This is a genomic window from Paenibacillus sp. F4 (assembly GCF_002894905.1).
Classification (GTDB): Bacteria; Bacillota; Bacilli; order Paenibacillales; family Paenibacillaceae; genus Paenibacillus; species Paenibacillus polymyxa_B.
In genome coordinates, this window is the sequence record NZ_POVS01000020.1 from 204,371 (window position 1) to 226,590 (window position 22,220).

General features: G+C 48.6%; 21 protein-coding genes and 1 pseudogene. 12 read left to right on the forward strand and 10 right to left on the reverse strand.

Going from position 1 to position 22,220, the window contains the following annotated elements; all coding sequences use genetic code 11:
• The first annotated feature begins 26 nt into the window (after nt 1-26).
• The 8 genes from C1T21_RS24335 (at nt 27) to C1T21_RS24370 (ending at nt 9,125) form a co-directional block, all read left to right on the forward strand.
• Complete coding sequence (locus C1T21_RS24335; protein WP_258012610.1) at nt 27-1,112, forward strand: hypothetical protein; 1,086 nt, start codon at nt 27-29, stop codon at nt 1,110-1,112.
• A gap of 70 nt (nt 1,113-1,182) precedes the next feature.
• On the forward strand, nt 1,183-2,175 hold the full coding sequence (locus tag C1T21_RS24340; RefSeq protein WP_103050076.1) for an ABC transporter ATP-binding protein: 993 nt from the start codon (nt 1,183-1,185) through the stop codon (nt 2,173-2,175).
• Nucleotides 2,165-2,971: an ABC transporter permease gene (locus tag C1T21_RS24345; protein WP_103050077.1), complete on the forward strand. Its 807-nt coding sequence runs from the start codon at nt 2,165-2,167 to the stop codon at nt 2,969-2,971. The genes C1T21_RS24340 and C1T21_RS24345 overlap by 11 nt, the downstream gene beginning before the upstream one ends.
• Before the next feature lies 1 nt (nt 2,972).
• Nucleotides 2,973-3,785, forward strand: a complete 813-nt coding sequence (locus C1T21_RS24350; RefSeq protein WP_103050078.1) for an ABC transporter permease — start codon at nt 2,973-2,975, stop codon at nt 3,783-3,785.
• 49 nt (nt 3,786-3,834) lie between these two features.
• A complete protein-coding gene (locus C1T21_RS24355; protein WP_103050079.1) occupies nt 3,835-5,367 on the forward strand; it encodes a hypothetical protein in 1,533 nt (510 codons plus the stop codon).
• Nucleotides 5,368-5,384: 17 nt separating this feature from the next.
• Complete coding sequence (locus C1T21_RS24360; RefSeq protein ID WP_103050080.1) at nt 5,385-6,545, forward strand: UDP-glucuronosyltransferase; 1,161 nt, start codon at nt 5,385-5,387, stop codon at nt 6,543-6,545.
• Nucleotides 6,542-7,630 carry a Gfo/Idh/MocA family protein gene (locus tag C1T21_RS24365; RefSeq protein WP_103050081.1) on the forward strand — a complete coding sequence of 363 codons (1,089 nt, stop codon included), beginning with the start codon at nt 6,542-6,544 and terminating at the stop codon, nt 7,628-7,630. The genes C1T21_RS24360 and C1T21_RS24365 overlap by 4 nt, the downstream gene beginning before the upstream one ends.
• An 82-nt stretch (nt 7,631-7,712) precedes the next feature.
• Complete coding sequence (locus tag C1T21_RS24370; protein ID WP_103050082.1) at nt 7,713-9,125, forward strand: type III PLP-dependent enzyme domain-containing protein; 1,413 nt, start codon at nt 7,713-7,715, stop codon at nt 9,123-9,125.
• A gap of 91 nt (nt 9,126-9,216) precedes the next feature.
• Here C1T21_RS24370 and C1T21_RS24375 read toward each other — a convergent pair whose 3' ends face one another.
• From C1T21_RS24375 to efeO, 3 genes are read right to left on the reverse strand one after another with little or no spacing between them, the layout of a single operon-like run.
• Nucleotides 9,217-11,040 (reverse strand): FTR1 family iron permease, encoded by a 1,824-nt coding sequence (locus C1T21_RS24375; protein ID WP_103050083.1) that lies wholly within the window; start codon nt 11,038-11,040, stop codon nt 9,217-9,219.
• Between the two features lie 24 nt (nt 11,041-11,064).
• Nucleotides 11,065-12,429 (reverse strand): iron uptake transporter deferrochelatase/peroxidase subunit, encoded by a 1,365-nt coding sequence (gene efeB, locus C1T21_RS24380; RefSeq protein ID WP_103050084.1) that lies wholly within the window; start codon nt 12,427-12,429, stop codon nt 11,065-11,067.
• Nucleotides 12,430-12,433: 4 nt separating this feature from the next.
• On the reverse strand, nt 12,434-13,312 hold the full coding sequence (gene efeO, locus C1T21_RS24385; RefSeq protein WP_103050085.1) for an iron uptake system protein EfeO: 879 nt from the start codon (nt 13,310-13,312) through the stop codon (nt 12,434-12,436).
• Nucleotides 13,313-13,618: 306 nt separating this feature from the next.
• Here efeO and C1T21_RS24390 point away from each other — a divergent pair, with 306 nt between their 5' ends.
• Nucleotides 13,619-13,846 carry a helix-turn-helix domain-containing protein gene (locus C1T21_RS24390; protein WP_007431813.1) on the forward strand — a complete coding sequence of 76 codons (228 nt, stop codon included), beginning with the start codon at nt 13,619-13,621 and terminating at the stop codon, nt 13,844-13,846.
• Between the two features lie 593 nt (nt 13,847-14,439).
• Here C1T21_RS24390 and C1T21_RS24395 read toward each other — a convergent pair.
• Both C1T21_RS24395 and C1T21_RS24400 read right to left on the reverse strand, forming a co-directional pair.
• The gene (locus C1T21_RS24395) at nt 14,440-14,841 is read right to left on the reverse strand and encodes a retropepsin-like aspartic protease (protein ID WP_103050086.1); all 402 of its coding nucleotides are present in this window, start codon (nt 14,839-14,841) and stop codon (nt 14,440-14,442) included.
• Nucleotides 14,838-15,098, reverse strand: a complete 261-nt coding sequence (locus C1T21_RS24400; RefSeq protein WP_023990050.1) for a hypothetical protein — start codon at nt 15,096-15,098, stop codon at nt 14,838-14,840. The genes C1T21_RS24395 and C1T21_RS24400 overlap by 4 nt, the downstream gene beginning before the upstream one ends.
• A gap of 497 nt (nt 15,099-15,595) precedes the next feature.
• Between C1T21_RS24400 and C1T21_RS24405 the strand changes: the two genes are divergently transcribed.
• The 3 genes from C1T21_RS24405 (at nt 15,596) to C1T21_RS24415 (ending at nt 17,254) form a co-directional block, all read left to right on the forward strand.
• On the forward strand, nt 15,596-16,078 hold the full coding sequence (locus tag C1T21_RS24405; RefSeq protein WP_103050087.1) for a hypothetical protein: 483 nt from the start codon (nt 15,596-15,598) through the stop codon (nt 16,076-16,078).
• A gap of 142 nt (nt 16,079-16,220) precedes the next feature.
• On the forward strand, nt 16,221-16,712 hold the full coding sequence (locus tag C1T21_RS24410; protein ID WP_013311697.1) for a hypothetical protein: 492 nt from the start codon (nt 16,221-16,223) through the stop codon (nt 16,710-16,712).
• A 155-nt stretch (nt 16,713-16,867) separates the two neighbouring features.
• On the forward strand, nt 16,868-17,254 hold the full coding sequence (locus C1T21_RS24415; RefSeq protein WP_180984650.1) for a hypothetical protein: 387 nt from the start codon (nt 16,868-16,870) through the stop codon (nt 17,252-17,254).
• A gap of 72 nt (nt 17,255-17,326) precedes the next feature.
• Here C1T21_RS24415 and C1T21_RS24420 read toward each other — a convergent pair whose 3' ends face one another.
• From C1T21_RS24420 to C1T21_RS24435, 5 genes and pseudogenes are all read right to left on the reverse strand, one after another.
• Entirely contained in the window at nt 17,327-17,941 is a 615-nt protein-coding gene (locus tag C1T21_RS24420; RefSeq protein WP_258012611.1) for a methyltransferase domain-containing protein, read from the reverse strand.
• Between the two features lie 123 nt (nt 17,942-18,064).
• A pseudogene (locus C1T21_RS28505) lies at nt 18,065-18,220 on the reverse strand (putative RNA methyltransferase); the annotation flags it as partial.
• A gap of 220 nt (nt 18,221-18,440) precedes the next feature.
• Nucleotides 18,441-19,796, reverse strand: a complete 1,356-nt coding sequence (locus C1T21_RS24425; protein WP_103050089.1) for a dipeptidase — start codon at nt 19,794-19,796, stop codon at nt 18,441-18,443.
• A 191-nt stretch (nt 19,797-19,987) separates the two neighbouring features.
• On the reverse strand, nt 19,988-20,164 hold the full coding sequence (locus C1T21_RS24430; protein WP_023990044.1) for a YjfB family protein: 177 nt from the start codon (nt 20,162-20,164) through the stop codon (nt 19,988-19,990).
• Between the two features lie 56 nt (nt 20,165-20,220).
• Nucleotides 20,221-22,200 carry a methyl-accepting chemotaxis protein gene (locus C1T21_RS24435; RefSeq protein ID WP_103050090.1) on the reverse strand — a complete coding sequence of 660 codons (1,980 nt, stop codon included), beginning with the start codon at nt 22,198-22,200 and terminating at the stop codon, nt 20,221-20,223.
• Nucleotides 22,201-22,220 lie beyond the last annotated feature (20 nt).

Consider the following 22,220-nt stretch of genomic DNA (forward strand, 5'->3'; position numbering starts at 1 on the left):
AGACAAGGTTGATGCAGGGATCCGATATGGAGACTCGTCATGATTCCGTTGTGGACTATGGTGCAGAAGAAGTGGCAAACGCTCTTCCAGGGAAACATTGTGTATATTCTTCCCTGCGTACCTCGTTGCGGAGGTACGGAGTGACCATGGCCGAATCCGAGCTATTCATGCTGTGTGGGAGTATGTGCGCAGAGTATGGTGGAGATTTGAAGCGCTTCGGACCTGAGAAATATCCAGAGCAGCTTCAAGAAATGGCAGCCAGTGGCGGACCTGTTATTCGGGTGGAACCGTGGGTCGCTGGTGTCAGTGATGAAACCGACCTGTTGCGGGTACTCACATCGGGCTACGGTACCATGCTGCATACGTCGAGCACCGCTTTAACCTATCACGATGTATATGTGAAAAATTACCCAAGGGGCCACGTGATTGAGTTGTGCGGGTTGGACTTGCAAGAACGGACAGCACAGGTGAATGATAGCTTCCTGCTCGATTCCTCGGGACATGCCATGACTTATGTGGGCTCAGCTCGGCTCGACGATCTGATGCAGGGCATTATTGAGTATGCATGGCTGGTGGAGCAGCCTGCCCCGCTTTCGCCAAGTGAGATGCATGCTGCGTGTGCTCATCATATTCGACAGTATTTGACTGGACACGAAGCCATCTGGAGAGGCGTACCTACGTCTAATGAGTCGGAAACCCAAACGGGGAAAGCTGTAACAGGCAAGCAGGTCAAGCGGGGAGATGAAGGGTACCGGGCATTTGTCGGTGACTTCCGTCTGTTGGCAGACATGGAGGATCAGGATTTTCGGACATACTGTCATGAAATCTATTACAATCTGCGATTGGGCAGTGCCCTTCATTTGACGGATTATACAGCTGATTATTGCCTGCTGCATCAAGCCACGCTGGGGCCACAAACACAGCATGTAATTGAATTGGCACAGGGGCTGTACGCGGATTGGCACAAGCTTAATCTGCATATTTACAAAACAGGGCTTCAACTCCGCAAGCATCGGATGCCTGAAATTACGGAACGAGCTTTGCATTTAATTGAAAGACAGCGGCATATGCTGGAGGAACTGATGATTTTAGCAGAGCAAGCAGCCGAGTAGTCCAAGCATTCGGCCGTATCAGACACGTTCATCCAGGTGTCCTGCACAGAGGAAAGAGGAGGGGAATTGATTGCCGTCCATTACATTAAACCAATTGTCGAAAACATTTACGTACTACAAAAAGGAGCCGGGCGTGCGCAAATCGTTACAAAACTTGTTCAAGCGTGAGCAGCTGACCAAAGAGGCTGTGCAAAATGTCAGCTTTAGCATTGAGGAAGGCGAAATTGTCGGATTTCTCGGTCCAAACGGGGCGGGCAAAACAACGACGCTCAAAATGCTGTCTGGCATTCTCCATCCCACGGACGGGGAGGCATCGGTACTCGGCTTTACCCCGTGGAAACGACAAAAAGAGTTTAAACGTCAGTTTTCCATTGTAATGGGACAGAAAAACCAGCTCTGGTGGGATTTGCCTGCAAGCGAGTCATTCGAGCTGAACAAGCTTATCTATGAAATCGATGAAAACCGTTATAAAGAGGCGCTGGATGAACTGGTCACTCTGCTTGGGGTGGAGGAACAGCTTCATGTGCAGGTTCGGCGGTTGTCTCTCGGCGAGCGTATGAAAATGGAACTGATCGCCGCGCTGCTGCATCGTCCACGGGTCATTTTGCTGGATGAGCCGACCATCGGACTGGACCTTGTTTCTCAGCGGCGGATTCGAGAGTTTTTCAAAGCCTATAACCGCACGCACCGGACGACCATCCTGCTGACAAGCCACTATATGAAGGATATTGAGGATTTGTGCAGTAGATCCATCATTATCAGCGGGGGCAGATTGGTCTATGACGGAGACTTACACAAGGTGAATGAGGTCATCGGTGCCCGTAAATTACTTAAGGTTCGACTGGAGACCCCCGTATCCAACCTAACGTTGGCGAGCCTCGGCAAACTTCGCTCCAACTCGGAGATGGAGGCGGTATTTGAGCTGGATGCAGAAGATACCTTGGCTTGGTCCAAAAAGATTTTGGACGCACTGCCTGTCGTTGATTTTACGATTGAGGACGTCCCGCTGGAAGAGGGGATAGCCAATTTGTACGATGGGGGCAGGCTGGCCGATGCGAAATAACAAATATGTGAAGGTACTCCAGCTTGGTATGCAAAACGAAATGGAGTATCGGGCTAATTATTGGCTCCAAATGGCGGGATTCATGCTGCCGATCATGACGCAAATTTTTCTCTGGCTAGCTGTATTCGGTTCTTCGGGACAAGCAAGAGTGCTGGGCTACTCACTGCCAGAAATGCTGGTGTATGTGGTTATGGCGGGAGTAACTGGAAAACTGATTGCTACGGGCTTTGAATACGAAATTGCTACAGATATCAAGGAAGGTGGACTGGCAAAATTCATGGTACAGCCTGTGCATTATTTTGCTTACCGTTTTTGCCGATTTATCGGAGGCAAAGTAGTACAGTCCGCAGTAGTGCTGCTGGCGGCTGCTATTTTGCTGTTATGTCTTAGCCTGGAAGGACAAATTAGCTTCGGGCTGTCGTATATCCTGCTTTACATATTGGCGTTGCCGGGAGCGCTTGTGCTTAATTTTGTGGCCTATTACGCGCTGAGCGGCATAGCCTTTTGGGTGACGGAATCGGCGGGACTATTTTATACGCTCTCGCTTGTCATTTATGTAGCTAGCGGTACCGTATTTCCGCTGACGATTTTTGGAGATGTTTTGGCCCGCTTGTTCAGTTTGCTACCTTTCAGCTACACCGTATTTTTTCCGGTAAATGCGTTGACGGGCAAGCTGACTGTACTGGAAGCCGCTGAAGGCATTGGCGTGCAATGGCTCTGGATTGTAGTGCTGACGGCCGTATCACGCTGGGTGTGGCAAGCCGGGGTCAAACGCTTTGTCTCGGTGGGGGGTTAACATGAAAAATGTTTTCCGAAACGTTGGGCGCTACATCAGACTGTACTGGAAGTTTGTCCAGTTTTCCGTTATGTCGCAGATGGAATATCGTATTAATTTTATAACTGCGTTCCTGGTTGAAACGGCTTATTTGCTCATCAAGCTGCTGTACGCTTCGGTTCCATACCGGGCCGGGACGGACATTAACGGCTGGTCTCCTGACGCCATGCTGTTATATATCGGCGTGTTTACGATGATGAGCGGATTTTACAGTGGATTGTTCTACAGTAATTTTACAAGCCTGCCCGACAAAATTCGTACCGGCTCACTGGACGTGCTCATGACCAAACCGGTGTCGCTGCAATTTATGGTGACACTGCGTCAGTTTGAACTGGGCTATACCGTGCCGAATGTAGTTGGTGGCGGAATTATGACGGGGATCGGCTGGTACCGAGTCGGATTACCGTTTAATTTGGAAACCGTAGGAGGGTTCTCTGTGCTGCTCGGATGCGGAGTACTTACGGCATACTCCGTGTTTTTGCTGCCCCAACTACTGGCCTTCTGGATTATCCGCACGAACGGCATCACGGAGCTGTCCAACAGCATTTTCGAGACGAACTATGTGCCGATGGCCGTGTACAGTAACCTGATTCAGCGTATCGGTTTGTTCGTGCTTCCGGTGTTTGTCATTTGTAATTTCCCGCCCATGTTCATTCTCGGCAAAATGGAACCCGGTTTGATTGTATGGGCATTTCTCGCACCTCTCTGGCTGCTGGCGATCATCCGCCTGATATGGCAGTTTGCTCTACGTGATTATACGAGCGCGAGCCAGTAGCGCTACCGTGTAGTGGGCCAATAATGAAGCAGGAAAGGAAGCGAATCATATGAATGCGATACCGAATCAGCGTCATTTGTATATGGGAACGTTCGAAGCGGAGGCTTACTGGCGGGATGCCCAGTTAGCTTCCCTGCCAGCCCTGCCAGACCGGGCTTCTTCTGCGATTGTAGCAGCCATGGATGAACTGCTGTTCAGCTTTTGCCAGCCAGGAGATGCGTTATTGACCCGTTATGCTATTTCGCCTGTACATCGTCAGTATATCGCGCAGTTGGGCTTTCATCCGGCTGTCAACGAACGAGATTTGACCGACGGCATGGAGCGTGCAGGCAACGTATCGGCCGCTTCAGTATTCGAACTGCTGGGCAGTCGCAAGGCCGATGCCGGAGAGGGGTTTCCTCAACTGGAAGGCTGTGTACTTAGCCCGTTTGCGGGTTTACCGCATGTGGAGGAGGCTGCACGTGCTTGGGGTATAACACTACATCAGCCGCCGCTGGAAACGATTCGCAAGGTAAATGCCAAAACGTATTCCTCTGATCTGAAACGCAGCCTTGGTCTGCGCAACCCGGGCTATATCGTGACTTCGTTTGCAGATGTCGCTGAGGCGGGGCGTAAGCTGCTGCGGGATGGAAGCTTTTTAATCAAGGATGATTTTGGCGTATCGGGCAAAGGAAACCTGCACATTACCTCGACACAAATGCTGGACCGGATCGTATCGTATTTGCGTGGACAGGAGCGCAAAGGCAAACAGGTGCTTTTCCTTTTGGAGCCTTTTCAGGAGAAAGAGCGGGATTTTTCATGCCAATTTACGATTGGTGATGATGGAAGTGTCGATATCCTATCTGTACAATGGCTGGCTAACACACAATTCTCCTATCGGGAATCCTTGTCGCCGGACGGGGCTTTTTTAGAGCGGCTGGAGCGCGAGGGCTATTTTAGCTTAATGCAGGATGTGGGACGGCAATTGTATCAGGATGGTTATTACGGCGATGTATGCATTGATTCCATGACACTTCGTGGTGGGAAGCTGGAGCCTATTATCGAAATTAATGCCAGAAAGTCGATGAGTTTGATCAAGCATCAGCTCGATACCTTTCTGGCCGGGAAAAATATGCGTGGCACGCTGACGAATTATTCACTGTCCCATGATGGCAGTCTATCCTATGAAGAACTGCTGGAAGGGCTGAAAGGTGAAGGATTGCTGTTCACAGGTGAACGTGAAGAAGGTGTCATGCCTCTGGGTGCCAATACATTATATGTGAACACAGGTGGACGAGATGGCGAGAACAAGATTGTGGGCCATACAAGCACGCCAAGCAGAAATGCAACCGGGCGCGGAGGCAGATCGCCTGCCAAGCAGGTTCGTGTGAGCGGGATTGGGGCCAGCGATGGCGGATCAGAAGGGAACGGCATGGCTAAGCCGGACTTGATTGGTGAAAAAGAAAGCGCTGGAAGCGAACGGGCACGAGGCAAGGGTCGTCTTTATTTAGAGCTGGTTGCTGCGAGCGATGAGGAAAAAATGCGATTGACTACAAAGCTGGAGCGTTTTTTGGCAGAGCATCATTTTACAGTGCTGAATTAAACGGGAGGCGTATGAGCATGCGTAAGAGTACGGATAAGCTTATGAAGGTAACGATTTTGTGTTCCGGTTTCGGATTGGGCTTTTATACCCCTGGCTTGTTGTTGCAAGCGGGTCTTCGCAGGCTGGGCGTGGATACGGCGATTCATGTATTTGAAAATGTGCTGCCAGAATCGGCTCGTCTCAAGGTCGATAAAAGCCGCAAAGCTTACCATGACAATTTTGCGGTGGCCTTAATGTCACAAAAGGTTCCACAGGATATGCGTAATTCACTGGATCTCGCTGCGATGGAAGTGCTGCTGAACCAATGGATGGAGGAGGATCGGCGGTATTTTATATGCTTATCCGGTCATTGGATGTATGTACTGGAGGAGTATCGCAAGCGCAGAGAACCGGAGTCGGTGCATGTGGACATCGTGTACATGGATTCGACACCTTCTCCTTCCTGGAAAAATCTAGCCAAGCATAACCCACGTTTTGCGGATGGCTGTGGAGAAATGACCTTTTTTGAAAATGATAAGAATAGAGTCAGCCACTATATTGATGTACCGGCCGTGGAGTATGTACCGTTTGAAGCACGGCAATCCCGCTTATTCGTACATGGCGGCGGTTGGGGGATGGGGACATACCGTGACAAGGTTGGGCGGCTGGAAGAAGCGGGCTGGGAGCTGGATCTGCTGTTGTATGATCAGGATCAACCGGATGAACAGCGGGACAGTATACGCTATTTTCAGATGGATCCGCAGTGGAGGACATGGCAGCGTAATGAAGCCGGGGAGCATACATTTCCGCCTTTCGGAGAGGTGAAAAAGGGCGAGAAGACAGTGTATCAGGTCGGACCGGATTACCATAACATGCTGGACCAAGCATGTCGTGTCCAGGCCATTGTCAGCAAGCCAGGTGGTGGAAGCCTAACCGATTCGTTCGCTACAGCCACTCCACTCATTATGCTGGAGCCATTTGGTGTGCATGAAAAGCATAATGCAGATCTATGGGAACGGCTGGGACTTGGTATGCGGTACGATACGTGGATACAAACCTATGACGGCAGTGCTCAGATCCTGGAGGATATGCATCGCAGGATCGTAGAGCTGCGTAGTCGAACGCCGCGTTATATAGAGTCCTATGTGAATAGCATCCAAATGCCAGCAGGCTCACCGGGAAAGGAGCAGGGGTCATGAACGCTGCCGCGGCTGCGCAAGAGCCTGCGATGCGAGATATTCGCTTTGGGATCATTGGCTGTTCTGCCATTGCTCCCCGTGCGTTGCTGGAACCGATCCGACATGTTGCAGGGGCACGCGTGACCGCGCTTGCGAATCGCACGGTTGCCAAGGCAGGAGAAATGGCAGATCGTTTTGGCGTCAGTGTCGTTTATCGGCATGCTGAGGATATGCTAAAGGACCCGGAGATCGATGCTGTATATATTGCGCTCAGCAACGACTTACATGCCGAGTGGATTGACAAAGCACTACGGGCTCATAAGCATGTGCTGGTGGAAAAGCCGTTATGCCTGAATACGGCCGATCTGGCTCCCTTGGCAGCAACAGTCGAACAGAGCAGCGCTTACCTGCTGGAGGGAGTCATGGTGCAGCACCATCCTTGGCAGCATGAGCTGCGGAGGATCGTAGAATCGGGACGTTATGGTCGCTTATGCTCCATAGAGACGAGTCTATGCATTCCGGCAAAAGAAGGACATGCGGACAATTACAGATCTCGTCCGGAGCAGGGTGGGGGATGCTTTTGGGATCTGGGCGTGTACTGGCTCCAACTGCTTCAAGCCGTCGTTGGATTGGAGCAGGCGGAATTCCACAGTCAATCGGATTTCGATGGTCCTCATGGCTGTGACTGGACATTTCGTGCGCAAGCCCGTTATCCGAGCGGATTGGAGGCATCTGCCCTCTTTTCATTCGAGCGCCCTTATCGCTGTGCTCATGTACTAACCTTTGATTCGGCAGTGGTCACCTTGAAGGACTGCTTTCGGGCAAATTTAGGTTTTTATAAAATGACACTCAGGACGGAAATAAAGAAGGATATCATGCCGAATATAACAGATGTGGACGCACTGCCTGTGTTATCACAGACATCTTCACATACCAAAACGGTTTTCGAGCCTATGAACTATTATGTCAATCAGTTGAATACCTTTTGTAGCATCATCCGGGGTGAAGCGGAGCCCATTCCATTTCGCGAGGCTGCTGAACGCGTCAGACTGCTGGCAGCCATTCATGAAGCAGCACGCTCGGGCGAGACGATCTATGCAGTATGAGTATGATTGTGTTTTCGAGCGGTGAGGAGCGAATGATGCAAAATACTGAGTATCAAGGCAAAGAGAGGAGGGGGTTCAGGTGATGGATAAAAAGGACGAAGCCTTACTGGAGCGTTTCGGCGAGCATTCGACACCATTTTACTATTATGACGGGGACGCGCTGCATGCCCACGTCAGCTCGTTGCTATCCCGATTGCACCCGGCCGTGCGTGTACATTACGCGCTCAAGGCTAATGGTAACGTAGCCTTGGCTGGGTTGCTGCGCTCGTTAGGTTGTGGTGTTGAGATTGCTTCGGCTGGAGAAATGTTCGTCGCTATGGAGGCCGGGTATGCTGCGGAAGACGTACTGTACGCCGGACCGGGAAAAACAGTAGCCGAGCTGAACGAGGCGGTAGCCTGTGGAATCGGCTGTATTCATGTCGAATCGGTGAGGGAGCTGCGTCTGTTGGAGGACATTGCCGCCCAAGCGGGCCAGCTTGTTAGGGCAGCGGTTCGCATCAATCCCGATAACGATCTGTCTGGAGCAACGATTAAAATGGGTGGTGTTCCGCGCCCCTTTGGAGTGGATGAAGGGCAGCTGGATCACTTTTTTAAGGTGCTGGAAGATTGCCCACACGTCCATTTTCAAGGTATTCAGGTATATACAGGTACGCAAATGTTGAAATCGGATCAGATTTTAGCTTCATTTGCGAATACGCTGCAGTTGGCAGAACGGGTACAGGCTCAGTATGGTGTGGCGATGCATACGGTCAATTTGGGCGGCGGGTTTGGTGTACCTTATTTTGCTCATGAGGAGCCGCTCGATATGGATCACGTCATTGACGGACTGAACACACTCGCGGAGCAGACCCGAACCCGCATGCCCGGGGTTAAGCTAATCATCGAAAGCGGCAGGTATCTAGTTGCTCAATCGGGCATGTATGTCTGCCGAGCATTGTATACAAAGGAATCCAAGGGAGAGAAGTTTGTCGTGGCTGATGGTGGCATGAATCACTACGCCGCAGCTACTTTTCGAGGACGCCGCATTAGGGACAACTACCCGGTGCGAATTATGCGCAGGCAAGCGGGAGAATCGAAAGAACCCAAAGAACGAGAAGTGGAACCAATCCTACGGATGGGACAGAGAGACGCTTCTGCTCAAACGGCTGTTGCTGTCGAACAATCACTAGAAGAGGTTGCAAACCGAGTAGGAGGGCCTCTGGAAGAGGCATCCATAGAGCTTGAGACGGTAAGCGTTGTTGGTCCGCTTTGTACACCCGAGGATTGTATTGTGAAAAAAGCGCAGCTTCCCCCGATTCACGAGGGCGATTATATTGTTTTTCCGAATGCAGGTGCCTATGGATTAAGCTATAGTCCACTACAATTTCTGGGACATGCTACCCCGGCGGAGCTGCTCGATTTTCGTGGGGAGGTGCATGTCATTCGTGAACACGGTGACCGCACAGACCTGCTGCATCATCAGCGCATGATTCCGTTGCCTGAGGATGTGTTGTAAGTATGTAAAAAAAACGCCAAACTCATGGGAACCGATACAAATCGGACCTGTGATTTGGCGTTTTTTACATGATGAGTAGGGTAGTATCGACTCAATGTTGCTTGGAGCTGCGCATTTCTTGACGCACAAGCTGCCATACCATAAAGATCAGTACAGCGATTTGTGGGACAAAGGTTTCCCAAGTTGGATACATTCCCAGCCAGCTAATGGACGGAAGCGAGGAGGCAGTGTGCCCCGGAAGCCTGCCAGCCACCTGAAGCGAATGAATACTTTCGCCCAGAAATCGGAATACGAGATAGTAAATCAGTACAGTCGCTGTCAGGAAAAAGGCACGAATCGGCAATCGTACACTGAACTTAATGATCGCAAACGCCAGAATGACTAGAACAACCGTCGCCGAGCTAATGCCGAGCAGCAATTGCGAGGTTTCGATGGCTGGAGCCATACCGACATAAAAGATAGCTGTCTCGGCTCCTTCACGCAGAATTGCGAGCGCAGAAACCGCAAATAGCGACCACAGGCTTCCCCGTGCCAGCGCGTTGCCCACGCTGTTTTCCACAAAGCGGTTCCACGCGGCAGCATTGGATTTGCTATGCAGCCAGCTACCAACGGTCAGCATCAGCACGACCGCCACCAGCCCGGTGACACCCTCCAGCAGCTCACGCATGCTGCCCGATGCGGCTGCTGCCACTAGTGTGGTGAACAGCACTGCCAGAATTCCGCTCAGCACCAGCCCCGTTCCGGCTCCTGCCCATATCCACCGTCCAGCCACGGCTTCGCCGCTTTTTTTGGCATACGCCAGCAGAGCTGCGAGCACGAGAATGGCCTCCAGGCCCTCACGTAGCAAAATCAGCGCAGCATCCCACGCAGTGTAAGAACGTTCTTCCGTCAACGGACGGAGTCTGTCCAGCATCTGATCAAGAGTCTGAATGGCTTTGTCCGTATTCGGTGGAGAAGACAGCAGATATCCTGAAGTCTCGGTCATTTCATTTTCAATTGCAGTGTAAGACGTCGGATCGGCAATTTGTACATGTCCTTCGACAGAAGGCCACAGAGCGATAAACTGTACTACCTTGTCAGCCGCTTGCTCTGATTGATTAGCTACAGCATCTTGGCGTGCGGATTCAAGCAAGGTGACTGCATCGCTCAGGGAAGCTACCGAACCATTCGCCATTCCGGCAGCCGTATTGCCTGCATTCGTTCCTTGACCTGTTTTCACAGACTTACCCTGACTATAATCAGACAACAGAGTCGTTAATTCCTGCATTTCCTTAAGAGCCTGTTCTTGGCGAATGGGCTCAGCTTGCATGGAGATGCGAATGAGACTGATTTTAGTTTCGAGCGAACTGTATACCGGAAAATTGTCCAAACGAATCGGTGTTTCTACCTGATACCAGGCTTTGACGATTCGGTCGTAATCCACCCGGGCAGCAGCCCAATCGCCTTTTTGCATGGCGGCTAGACTGCCCTTCGCCATGGGAAGCAGTTTTTCCGCTGCTTTGGCTCCAGCCGGGGCTGGTTTGTCCCCTTCGGCCGCAGTGACGTACTCATTGACCGAGCGCGCCAGCACGGATAAGGCAGCTTTCGCTGGTTCCCCGCCGCCACTGGCGAGTGTCTGCTCCGCATCGGTGAGTGCTTGATCTACAGCCGTGATGTGAGCTGAATCTCCGCCATTTGTTTTGGCGGTCTCCCACAGCGTGCGGAATTCTTTCAGATCCTTGGAGGCTTCCGTCCATTGGGCTTGTCCCGCCTCTACTAGTGCTCCCCCCACTACAGGCATTAGCTGATCATTGGTGACAGCTTTGGCATCTGTTTGTGCAAAAGCGACCGACCCGGAAATGAACGGAGCTACGGTCAGCAGCAGAGCTGCCACCAGCACAAACACCCATCCCAAGCTTTTATTGCGCCGATTCATATAAATCCCCTTCCTTGCCTGCTGCTAAAATAACGTATCCCCGATGTAGCCGCCTTGCGATACACCTGGGAAGCAGGCGAACACCGCACTGCCTTTGTGTACAATGTATTCGTTCAGCTTGTCATTGCGTGCAAGCTTCTCCTGAATATGAACGAACTGCTTGAACAGATCACGCTGGTAGCTGATGAACAGCAGCCCAGCATCCAGCTGTCCTGTTTGCTTGTCCAATCCGCTTGAATACGAATAAGACCTCCGCAAAATATTGATGCTCCCGTCCCCATGAGCCAAAGCCACATGAGAGGTGGGAGGCGTAACCGGCTTGCCTTCCGGATTTTTGGCCGCCAGATCGAGCTTGTCGAACTCCTTGACCTTGCCGAGTGGGGCCCCGCTGCTGCGATGACGTCCAAAAGTATCCTCCTGGTCGCCCAATGTTGAGCGATCCCACACCTCTACTCGCATGCGTACACGGCGTACAGCCATATAGCTGCCGTTGCCCATCCATGCTGGTCCGTCACTGGTCTGTGTCCACACCAGCCGATTCATTTCGTCTGCCTTAGAGGTATCCGGGTTCCCCGTACCATCCTTGAAGCCCAGCAAATTGCGCGGTGTGCTTCCCGCAGGATCGGCCTGTGCTGTCCGCTGGAAGCCTTCCTGCGTCCAGCGAAGCACCGCCATTCCTCTGGCGATACGTGCCAAATTACGCAGGGCATGGAAAGCTACCTGCAAGTCATTGGCACATACCTGCACTCCGATGTCGCCGCCGCACCATTGCTCCTCCAGGGCATCCCCTTGAAAACGGGGCAACTCACGGAACCCGGCAGGTTTAAGCCCTGCCAGGCCGTATCGTCCATCAAAAAAGGATGGGCCCACACCAAAGGTGATCGTCGTGCGGGATGGCGACAATCCTGCCGCCTCGCCCGTATCGGAAGGAGGGAGGTTGAGGTTTTCATTATCGTTGCCAAGCAGCACGCCAGAAGTCATTGTAGCGCTTGCTTCCGTCCAAGCTTTGAAAAGGCTGCGTACCTGTTCCTTGTCGCTGGTTGTTAGATCGAAAGCGGCGAAGCAGATAAAATCCTGCGCCGGAGTCACAATACCTGCCTGATGCTTACCGTAAAAAGGGATTACATCTTTGGTGTCCGCATCCGTCATCATGCTTTCGAGACGTTGACCGGCTGACAGCACGGCTCCCACGCCCCCGCCGCCAAGCAGGAGGCCTAGTCCACCTACCCCGGCCAGCTTCAATAGGTCTCGGCGTGATACGGATTTGCTTTTTCCTGACGGATCATCTTTCACTAGCTTCGCATCCTTTTTTACCAGATCGCCCTGTTCATTATGGGATTCCGCATACTGCGGCTTTTCTTGCCCTTTTTGCCGCTTAAAGCCTTTCATATCATTACACTCCTAACAATTTCCCCATTTGGGACAACGGTTCTGCCAAGGCATCGAGGTTTTGGCTCAGCTTTTTAACTTCTTCCGGTTTCAGTTTTGTATATGATACATAGCCTTCTCCGTCCTTAAAAGGAGCCAACTCTTGCTGTAAGGCCGTAAAGCGCTCACCAATTTGTTTTTCCAACGCCGCATCTTTTTGGTTCAGATCTGTTTTCAAAATGTCATATATCTTTTGCGCGCCTTCTACATTGGCAGCAAAATCGTACAAATCCGTATGAGAATATCGCTCCTCTTCACCCGTCACCTTCGAGGTAGATACTTCATTCAACAACTCGACTGCACCCGTTACCATCAGGCTGGCGTCAATATTAACTGTTTCTACTTTGGCACGTAGCAGCTTGGCATCACTCAGCAGTCGGTCGGAAAACTCGTCCATTCCTTTGGTTGTGTTTTCTTCCCATAATGTTTTTTCAATACGGTGAAAGCCGCGCCAATCCGCTGCATCCACATCACCGTCACGTGCATCAATATTCGGGTCAAGATCACCCAGTGCTTCTGCAATCGGTTCAATCCGTTCATAGTACATACGTGCAGGAGCATACAGCGCCTTGGCTTTATCCAGCTCGCCAGCTTTGACCGCGTTCGTGAATTCTTCTGTCTTCTTCACAAACGTATCGCATTGCTCGATGGCATAGGTGCGGTAAGCTGCTACCGCTTGATCAAAATTGGGAGCAGAAGCGGCAGGAGTCGTTGTCTGTGTTGTGGCTCCTGCATCTTTGGTCGTTGCAGCAGGCTGCTGAGTAGTAGTTCCGGTTTGTCCGCAACCTGTGAACAGAATAGAAGAGACTAGCACTCCGGCCGGTACGGCATAACGTAGTTTCATTATCAATGAACACCCTTTCTGGCCAAACTGGCCCTGAACCATAGTCTGTTGCGCGATATCTATATCGAATTTTTATTTTGATAATGATTATCAGTCGCGGTTTTTCTTATCATAAGGCTGGCCCATATGCCTGTCAATACATAAATTAGACGCAGAGTCCAACCCTCCATCGAAGGGAGTTAGTAAGGTGCCTATGCCCATTTTTATCCGCATATTGAACCATACCTGAGCACATGACATAAAATGTGTTGACTGTATCCCTTAACCTTGTTACACCACACAAAACCCGAGCAAGGAGGGGTGAAATTGACGAAGGGTAACGACCACAAAAACAAGTTTTTGTTAACTCACCGTGAACGTGAAGTATTTGAACTGCTCGTGCAGGACAAAACAACACGTGACATCGCCGGACAGCTATTCATTAGCGAAAAAACGGTCCGAAACCATATCTCCAATGTGATGCAAAAATTGAACGTAAAAGGTCGTTCACAGGCGGTCGTGGAATTAATCAGGCTTGGAGAATTAAAAATCTGACCTCTCGTTCCTTGCGGGGTACAAAGTCTTCTCGATGATCCTTCGACAGTGAAGGGTGGTCGGGAAGGCTTTTGTTTTGTGGTATGTTAGCTGATCAAACCTAGTAAGTTTATTCTATATTTCAAATTGAGGAGAGAAGCTGGAAAATCTATTGTAAACGTAAAACAAGCGAGTGTCATAGCAATGGACATTCGCTTGTTTTGATCGTTTTTTAGTTTAGAAACTATAATTCTGAAGCTGTTCCTGGCAGTTATCTATTCTTGCTAGCTCTGATTTGGGATAGCCCAGTCGTTTTGTTTTATTACTGCACATCCAGCAGGAACAATGTATTTTTCCTTTGGAGAATACACCATCGAATTTGACGACCCATCCCCGGTGTGCTGAAAGCCGTTTTTTAAGCTGAATAACACGTTTTCTGTGGTGCCTAAAATAAGCTCGATTACGATTTTTTTGATTAGGTTTCATTACCATCACGCTCCCTTGGGCAAAGGCTCAGCCCGCAGGAGAAACCAAGGGTATAAGTAATACTTCTACGGGCTGAGCATGATGGTAATCAGATTTAAAGGAAGAGACATGTGGCCACCTGCTTGGAATTATTTTAAAGGTGAAAGTGGGGAGTGGATGTTCATTAAATCAAAGTCAACAATTAATTTTGTTTTTAGCATAAAATCAATGCCTAATATGCCATCAAATCCATACGGCTCTTGAATAGAGCTTAGTTGAATTGGAAATGTATCTAATTGAATATGCCCGATTTTTAGATGAGGAATTACCTGTTCGTAGCAAATTTCACTTGTACCGCCCACCCCGTACATCCGCTTTGCTCTCCCGTTAATAAAATCAATGTGAATGCCGATTTGGGCAAGTAAATCCGTATCAAACACTGTTGCAGCGCACCCTGTATCGAACAATACGTTTGGTAATAGAGCAGTTTGGTCGTGATGTCTCAAAGTTAAGGAAACAATTGGCAAACCATTATGGAGGTTAATCTTCATGTACGCTGCCGTACTCCTGAGAAAAACTCTTCTACAACCTCGACATCGGATCGACTGGTATGGAACACATATAGTTCGCGTGACGGATACAGTTTGTGAAAATGTTTATACCCGCTCCAAGCATCTTTCGGGTTATCGTAATCCTGAATAACCGCCATGTCTTCAAGATTGCGCACGCGATTATTGGAACTGGCTTTTATAGCCTCAACCAATACAAATCGCCTCGGATGTGATTCGGCAATTTCTTCCCATTTCATCGACTTCACCTCGCTCTTTTTGCTTTATTTTATTATAACATAATCGGGAGGACGGCAAGGAAGCAGTAGTAACCTCTCTCCATGTGGTCAGTCTCGTAACCCTTTTAAAAAGGATGAAGGCTTTTGTTTTACAGAATAACCGCTGAAATATGTGGGAATTTGCGTGTAAATGATGTACTATATATAGAAGGAAGAAACTACCATTAGAGATCATGGTGCAACTAACAGGAGTGATCAAAACATAAGACTGTACCACAAAGTTATACTAAGATAGAAATGCATCTGGTGGTAGTCTAAGAATATAACTCCTCTGCAAAAGCAGTATTCAGCATGACGACAGGATGGAAGATGGTTTAGGTTTTGAGCTATACTTTTATATATAGGTGTTGAAGAAGAATCACAAGGCAGAAAAAGCTCATTGCTTCAGGTAGTAGGAAGTAGCTTTTGCCTAGAGCTACCTGTGGTATATTCTTGATCGGAGGTGAATGTTAAGACATATGACACCCAACCAACACTTGATGACTTATACGCTGAACAGCGGTATAAAGGGAACTGTCGACCTAACCAGTAAGCAGGTGCAGGAATGGATCAAAGCATATCGAATTGGCAGCAAGTTTGTAACGGTTGTGGGGAAACAGTATTTTGGTTTAAACCCTGAGTTAGTAGCAGATTTCAAGGTACATAATGAATACTCGGAGCAGAGAGAACACATATCCATAATACAGCCTGTAATAGAACGCAAAGCTGTAGAACTGGGCCCACTGGTAGAGGCGTACAGTCAGTATAAAACATTAATTCAGGTAGAATGTAAATGTGGTGCTTCCTATATAGAAGAGTCACCGCACAAAAGAACCAAGTGGTCATGCAAGGAGTGTAATAACATTGTGTTCCTGGATCGTAAAAAGGGCATGGTGGATACGGATAAAGGCAAGGCATGGTACATGACCAACAAATACTATGTGGAAAGACAAAGCAACTGACAGATTGTCAGTTGCTTTCTAACTATACACTCACACCTCTTGTGTGCCTACCAAAATGATATTAGGTCTTTTGCCAAATAATAAAATTGATGTTTTTTACGCTTTGTAGTACATTATCAAGTGTATTATAAGGAGGCTTCTCATGTACGGACATAGACAAGATGATACTTTATACATCATGACTTACACATTAAATAGTGGTATCAAGGGCACAGTGCCTTTGTCTAATCAACAGATACAGGAATGGCTTGAGTGTTACAGAATCGGCAAGAAATTTGTAACCGAGATTGGCAAAGAGTACTTTGGACTGCATGCGGAACTGGTGGCTGATTTTAAAGTGCATAATCAGTATTCAAGCTATCAGGAGGTTATTATCCCGATTCAACAGCCGGATACTGGCCTAAAAGAGTTGTCCCAGGCTTACAAATCAACTGAAACCTTAATTAAAGTAGATTGCAAATGTGGTACATCGTATGTAACAGAATCTCCCTTTAAGCGGACCAAGTGGTATTGCACCAAATGCCGGGAGATTGTTTTTCTCGACAACAAAAAGGGAATGGTGGATACTTCCAGAGGCAAGGCCCATTATATGACCAATAAGTATTTTGTGGAACGGGAAACAACTGGCGTATAAGCCGGTTGTTTTTTTATTCGCAAGGTTTGTATAGGTCCTGACTTTTTAAAGCCGATTGCGCTATAGTGAAAAAGGGGAAAGATAAATCTTGAAATAACGATAGTCAGGTGGTGAACGTCATCCGGGAAGATCATACGAATGGTGCAAGAAACCGCATGAGCACAAACAATGTGTACATAAACGAAACGCTTCATTTGGAACAAATCATAAGTGACCTGCGGGTGATGGGTTATGTGGCTTTTCATCATCATCCGCAAATCACAGGTGAGATTGAAGAGCTGGAGGCGTTAAAAAAGCAACTATTATCGTTTTTTCAACAGCATCATGTATTGTGGATTGAGCTTGACCCGCTAACGCAATATGTGGTGGTGAATAACATGGGGAAGGCAACGGTGCTCAAACTCATGGGTCGGAAAATGAACCCGCTACGGGATCTGAGAGCAAACGCTGCTTTGGCTGGACAGCCGCTGCATGAGTTGGATCGGGAGATAGAACGGCTCAATCGGCTAGCTCACCTGTTACGCTACACCCGTTTTTCTTAAGCGACGGCATTAACGTAAAAAAAGCATTCACGAAGCATGGATGATTTCATGCTGTGAATGCTTTTTGGTATTCTATTTTTTACCGCATAAGATGAGCAAATCTACTGTGACATACGGTAAATGTATTTCCTGCACTCGCTGCCAGCCTGCTTCCGTAGCTCCCCACGATAAGGGAGTCATATGGAGCAAAGGTTTCAAAAGGTCGGCATTTAACATAAAACGATAGGTTACCCGTTCGGCGGATAGAAGTTTAAAATGATCTTTAAATCGGCTTAATATATTATCATTCGAATAAGCAGGCTTATTCTTTTTCTGTTCATACAAGCATCTCAATTCCCGAAGATAATATTGTTCGGGAATGACCTTCAGGACGCAGCCGTCCTCCGAAAGAATTCTTGTAAATTCAGCATAATTAGAAGGGGATAAAATATTGAGTACACCGTCAAATTGTTGATTTGAAAACGGACAATGAGCCAGATCTGCAACACACCAGAGGGGATGAGGATATTCTTTGGCTGCGGCCACAATACCTTCTTTAGACAAATCCATACCTACGCTTGTTAGCTCGGTGATTCCCTTCCAGGTCAGCTTATCCTGAATGTGGCTCAAATGAGTACCTTCCCCGCAACCTGCATCGAGCAAATAAAGGTGTGATTGTTGATCAAACAGCGGCTTCATAAATTTCATTATAGTGCTGCTTATCATTTCATTTAAGGGATCAAAAAATCCGCTATTGCACATCATTCTTCTGGAGGAAAATAGTTGTTTATCATATTTGGTCTTATAGGACCGGGCGGCTAAATGTAAATACCCGTTTTTTGAAAGATCATAGCAATGATGATTCGTACATAGGAGGCTTTTACCTTCCACCATTCGCATTGGTTGAGAGCATAGAGGACACCTAAAGAGATGTTGATGCTTCCCAATCAGGCCAGCCTTTATCTCGTGTTTATTCCATTTGGACACAGAAAAGCACCCCGTTCATTCGTATTTGGTGAATGAAAAAGGCACAGCCAAATAAACCCAACGCATTTTTCGAAAAAATGGTTGAGTTTTACATGAACTGTACCTCACATTACCGTAAACGAATGAACTGAATAATCATATTGTGCAGCGCTCCTCTAAAAAAATAGAAAGGGCTTTCGCCCTCTCTAGTGTAACTTAGTCATCAGAAGTTGTCATGTGCTTACACCGATTTTAAAAACTCTACAATCGTCAGCAGACCCTTGTCGAAATTCTCCAAATTAAAATGCTCGTTTGGCGCATGCAGGTTCTCATCCGGCAAGCCGAAGCCCATCAATACAACTGGAGCAGTCAGCACACGGGAGAAGGTTTCCACGATTGGGATGGAGCCTCCATCCTTGGTAAAGAGGGCACGTACACCGTATACCTTCTCAAAAGCATCGGCTGCCGCTTGCAGAAACGCGTGTGACGGGTCGATGTTAAAGGCGTTCGCTTTCTCACCCTGTTGAATATCCAGAGTAGCTCCTGCCTGAACATGGGCGCGCAAATGGCGCTCGACTTTGTCCAGAATGTCTTGCGGGTTCTGGTTAGCCACCAAGCGGCACGTGATTTTAGCATGAGCTTCTTTTGGAATGACCGTTTTCGTGCCTTCCCCTTGGAAGCCGCCGTATACGCCGTTCAGCTCCAGTGTCGGACGCGCCCCAACACGCTCAACGAAGCTGAATCCTTCTTCGCCATAGAGGGAATCAAGTGCGAGATCTTGTTGCAGCTTGCTCTCATTGAAGCCTTGCTTCACGAATTCTTCTCTCATCTCTGCCGATAATGGAGCAACATCGTCGTAGAATCCTTCGACGCTTACGCCACCTTTGTCGTCATGCAGGGTTGCCAGCAAGGACACCAGAGCATGCAGGGCATTCGGCACGCCGCCACCGAAAGAGCCGGAATGTAGATCTGTGTTCGCCGTGTGAATGGCGACTTCCAGTGAACATAGTCCACGCAAACCTGTGCAAATGGCAGGCTTCCCTTTTTCGATCAAGGAAGTGTCGGACACCAGTACAGCATCGGCAGCCAGACGTTCAGCTCCAGTTTGCAAAAACTCAAGCAAGTTCGGACTGGACACTTCTTCCTCGCCTTCAATGCAGAATTTGATGTTCAGCGGCAATTTGCCTTCCTGCTTCAAAATGGCCTCAACTGCCTTTATGTGCAAGAAAACCTGTCCTTTATCATCTGTCGCTCCGCGCGCATACAATTTTCCATCACGGATGGATGGCTCAAACGGCGGCGTTTCCCACAGGTGAAGCGGGTCTACGGGTTGTACATCATAGTGTCCATACACAAGGATCGTTGGTTTACCAGGTGCGTGCAAATGATCGGCGTATACCAGCGGATGCCCTTTGGTTGGAATGATTTCAACGTTTTCCAGACCGGCAGCAGTCAGTTTGGCAGCCAGCCAATCAGCTGCTTGGTTAATGTCCTTTTTGTGCTCCGATAATGCTGAGATACTCGGAATGGACAACCACTCCTGTAACTCGCCCAGTTGTTGCTCTCTGGCTTTTTCAAAATATTCAGAATAACTCATAAACTATGTATCCTCCTTTTTCAATGTAAATCGTGTGAATGTTGGCGCTATCCTCCGAACCGAGGTCGTGGACGATATGTCTAGTTTACTACGTTTTCTGCTGAACGAAAAATAGGGAGATAAAAAAACGATTCTACCCGGGTCTGTTCAGACCTGAGCAGAATCGCCCTTAACCAAGCATATGGATGCACTTATGCGCGAATGTCCAGTTGACCCCCGAGATGAGGCTGTACGCTTTTTTCCATCATCTGCACTAAAGCCTGTCCTTGTTCACTGGCCTGATCCTTAGCCATACTTAATACTTTCACACTTACGGCTTGAGCTAAGCTGGCCTGACTCATACCTGTGGATAATGCTGCGATATCCATGTTCCAACCCTCCTTCATTGTGAAGACTCTTTCTCTGTATTTATCGGTTGGAACGGTTATTTTGTTTCATCCAATTGGAATTGTGTCAGTAAATCTTGAAGCTGCTCTGCCAGACGGGTCAAATCTGCGGCAGACGAACCGATCTCTTCCATGGAGGCGAGTTGCTCCTCTGCGGCTGCGGACACGGTCTCTGTATGGGATGCCGCTTCTTCAGCGATGCGTGTAATTTCCTCCATGCTGCTAACGACTGTGCTCGTACCATCTGCGACGCCAGCGGTAGAAGCTGCGACGTTATCAAGCTGCTTCGCTGATTTGGCTACCGCTCTACGAATGCGAGAGAAGGAGCGACCGGATAGGTCAATGGAATTGATACCTTCACTTACGCGTTCCTTCGCTGATTCCATAGCAACCAGAGCTTCAGACACACCGTTCTGTATCCCTTGAATTTGTTCACGAATTTGTTGTGCGGAATGAGCTGAGTTTTCAGCCAGCTTGCGGACCTCTGTCGCCACGACAGCAAAACCTTTGCCATGCTCTCCTGCGCGTGCTGCCTCAATGGAAGCATTCAATGCGAGCAGATTAGTCTGGCTGGCAATTTCCGTAATGACAGTGACGATCGTTCCGATTCGTCCAGATCGGTCACTCAAAGCACCGATAATCGTGTCCAGTTCTTCCACGGTAGTACGAATGCCGTCAATGGAGACGACGCTGTTGCCGATATGCTCACTGCCTGCATCCGACGCCTGAATGGCCTGTGTGGAGTAAGTGGTCATTTCAGCCATAGTTTCAGTCATCGCGGTGATGTCTGTTGCCATGTCGCTAACCCGTGTCTGATTAGCTTTAGCGCTGCCCACTTGGCGTTCGCTGCCTGCAGCCACATCTTGAATGGCTATGGTCACATGCTCGATAGCCCGGGTCGTTTGTTCTGCACCTGCTGCAAGCTCTTGCGAGGATGCCGACAAATTGCCTGTCATCGCTTGAATTTCTTTAATCATGTTACGCAGGTTATCTACCATTTGTTGAAAATATCTTGATAATTCACCAATTTCATCTGTGCTGGTCGTAGCTACGTTAATCGAAAGATTACCTTTGCTGATGGCATCCATAGAATTACGTAATCTTTGGATGGGCTTAAGTATACTGCTGATTAGCCACATTGCGAGTACACCAATGATGATGGCTGCAATCACCAACACGATGATCGTCGTGATAAGAATCGGCTGGGCGGAGGCACTGGTTTCTGCTTTGTCCATCGTTCCGGCAATTTTCCAGCCCGTCAGCGCATTAGTTTTGAAAATCAGGTGTTTGTCTACGCCATTAAAATCGTAACTAAAGCTACCTTCCTCGGAGGCAAACAGTTTGGGTATCGTTTCCCCTATTTTGGTACTTCCGCTGACTTCTGTCGGGTGGGTTACGATACGTTTGGTACCATCCAATATCATAATAAAACCATTTTGTCCTATTTTTAACTTTGTGATTTCTTTTAAATTATTCAGGTTCAGGGAAAGACCGAGAACGCCGCTGTTGTCGGGAAGTGTGCGTGAAATATACACAACGGGGACCTTAGCTGTATTGAGTCCGACAGGGCTGATTACGGTTTGTCCGGGTTTCTCCATGGCCTGTTTGTACCACGGACGCTCACGAGGATCGTTTGTGGAGCCTACGGCTTTGCCAATAATGAGTTTTCCTTCGGGAGTTCCTACAAACATATCAACAGCTTCTGCATGCATTTTTAAATATACTTGTAATTTTTTCAGAATGGCATCATCTGCTTCAGCACTGTCATCACTAACCGTCATCGTTGTAGAGTAATATTCGAGATCAGCGATTTTGGCCTGAATCGTTTGAGTAACAGCACGATCAGATGCGGTAACGCTAGACGTTGCACTGTCCAGTAATTGGCGATCTGTCTGGTTGTACGCTGCCTGATAGGAGAAAGAGCCCACAATAATACTAGGAACAAGCATGACCAGTAGAAATGCTGCTGTCAATTTCTTGCGTAATGTTAATGTTTTCAGTCGTCTCAGTTGTTTCATCAAACCCCTGCTTTCTATCT

Coding starts and splice junctions, on each gene's coding strand:
- C1T21_RS24415 (WP_180984650.1), top strand. CDS start 16,868: ATGAGCACAAACAATGTGTACATAAACGAAACGCTTCATTTGGAACAA.
- C1T21_RS24375 (WP_103050083.1), bottom strand. CDS start 11,040: ATGAATCGGCGCAATAAAAGCTTGGGATGGGTGTTTGTGCTGGTGGCA.
- C1T21_RS24420 (WP_258012611.1), bottom strand. CDS start 17,941: ATGAAATTTATGAAGCCGCTGTTTGATCAACAATCACACCTTTATTTG.
- C1T21_RS24400 (WP_023990050.1), bottom strand. CDS start 15,098: ATGAAATGGGAAGAAATTGCCGAATCACATCCGAGGCGATTTGTATTG.
- C1T21_RS24435 (WP_103050090.1), bottom strand. CDS start 22,200: ATGAAACAACTGAGACGACTGAAAACATTAACATTACGCAAGAAATTG.
- C1T21_RS24335 (WP_258012610.1), top strand. CDS start 27: ATGGAGACTCGTCATGATTCCGTTGTGGACTATGGTGCAGAAGAAGTG.
- C1T21_RS24355 (WP_103050079.1), top strand. CDS start 3,835: ATGAATGCGATACCGAATCAGCGTCATTTGTATATGGGAACGTTCGAA.
- C1T21_RS24410 (WP_013311697.1), top strand. CDS start 16,221: ATGTACGGACATAGACAAGATGATACTTTATACATCATGACTTACACA.
- C1T21_RS24360 (WP_103050080.1), top strand. CDS start 5,385: ATGCGTAAGAGTACGGATAAGCTTATGAAGGTAACGATTTTGTGTTCC.
- C1T21_RS24425 (WP_103050089.1), bottom strand. CDS start 19,796: ATGAGTTATTCTGAATATTTTGAAAAAGCCAGAGAGCAACAACTGGGC.
- efeB (WP_103050084.1), bottom strand. CDS start 12,429: ATGAAAGGCTTTAAGCGGCAAAAAGGGCAAGAAAAGCCGCAGTATGCG.
- C1T21_RS24345 (WP_103050077.1), top strand. CDS start 2,165: ATGCGAAATAACAAATATGTGAAGGTACTCCAGCTTGGTATGCAAAAC.
- C1T21_RS24370 (WP_103050082.1), top strand. CDS start 7,713: ATGGATAAAAAGGACGAAGCCTTACTGGAGCGTTTCGGCGAGCATTCG.
- C1T21_RS24395 (WP_103050086.1), bottom strand. CDS start 14,841: ATGAAGATTAACCTCCATAATGGTTTGCCAATTGTTTCCTTAACTTTG.
- efeO (WP_103050085.1), bottom strand. CDS start 13,312: ATGAAACTACGTTATGCCGTACCGGCCGGAGTGCTAGTCTCTTCTATT.
- C1T21_RS24350 (WP_103050078.1), top strand. CDS start 2,973: ATGAAAAATGTTTTCCGAAACGTTGGGCGCTACATCAGACTGTACTGG.
- C1T21_RS24430 (WP_023990044.1), bottom strand. CDS start 20,164: ATGGATATCGCAGCATTATCCACAGGTATGAGTCAGGCCAGCTTAGCT.
- C1T21_RS24405 (WP_103050087.1), top strand. CDS start 15,596: ATGACACCCAACCAACACTTGATGACTTATACGCTGAACAGCGGTATA.
- C1T21_RS24365 (WP_103050081.1), top strand. CDS start 6,542: ATGAACGCTGCCGCGGCTGCGCAAGAGCCTGCGATGCGAGATATTCGC.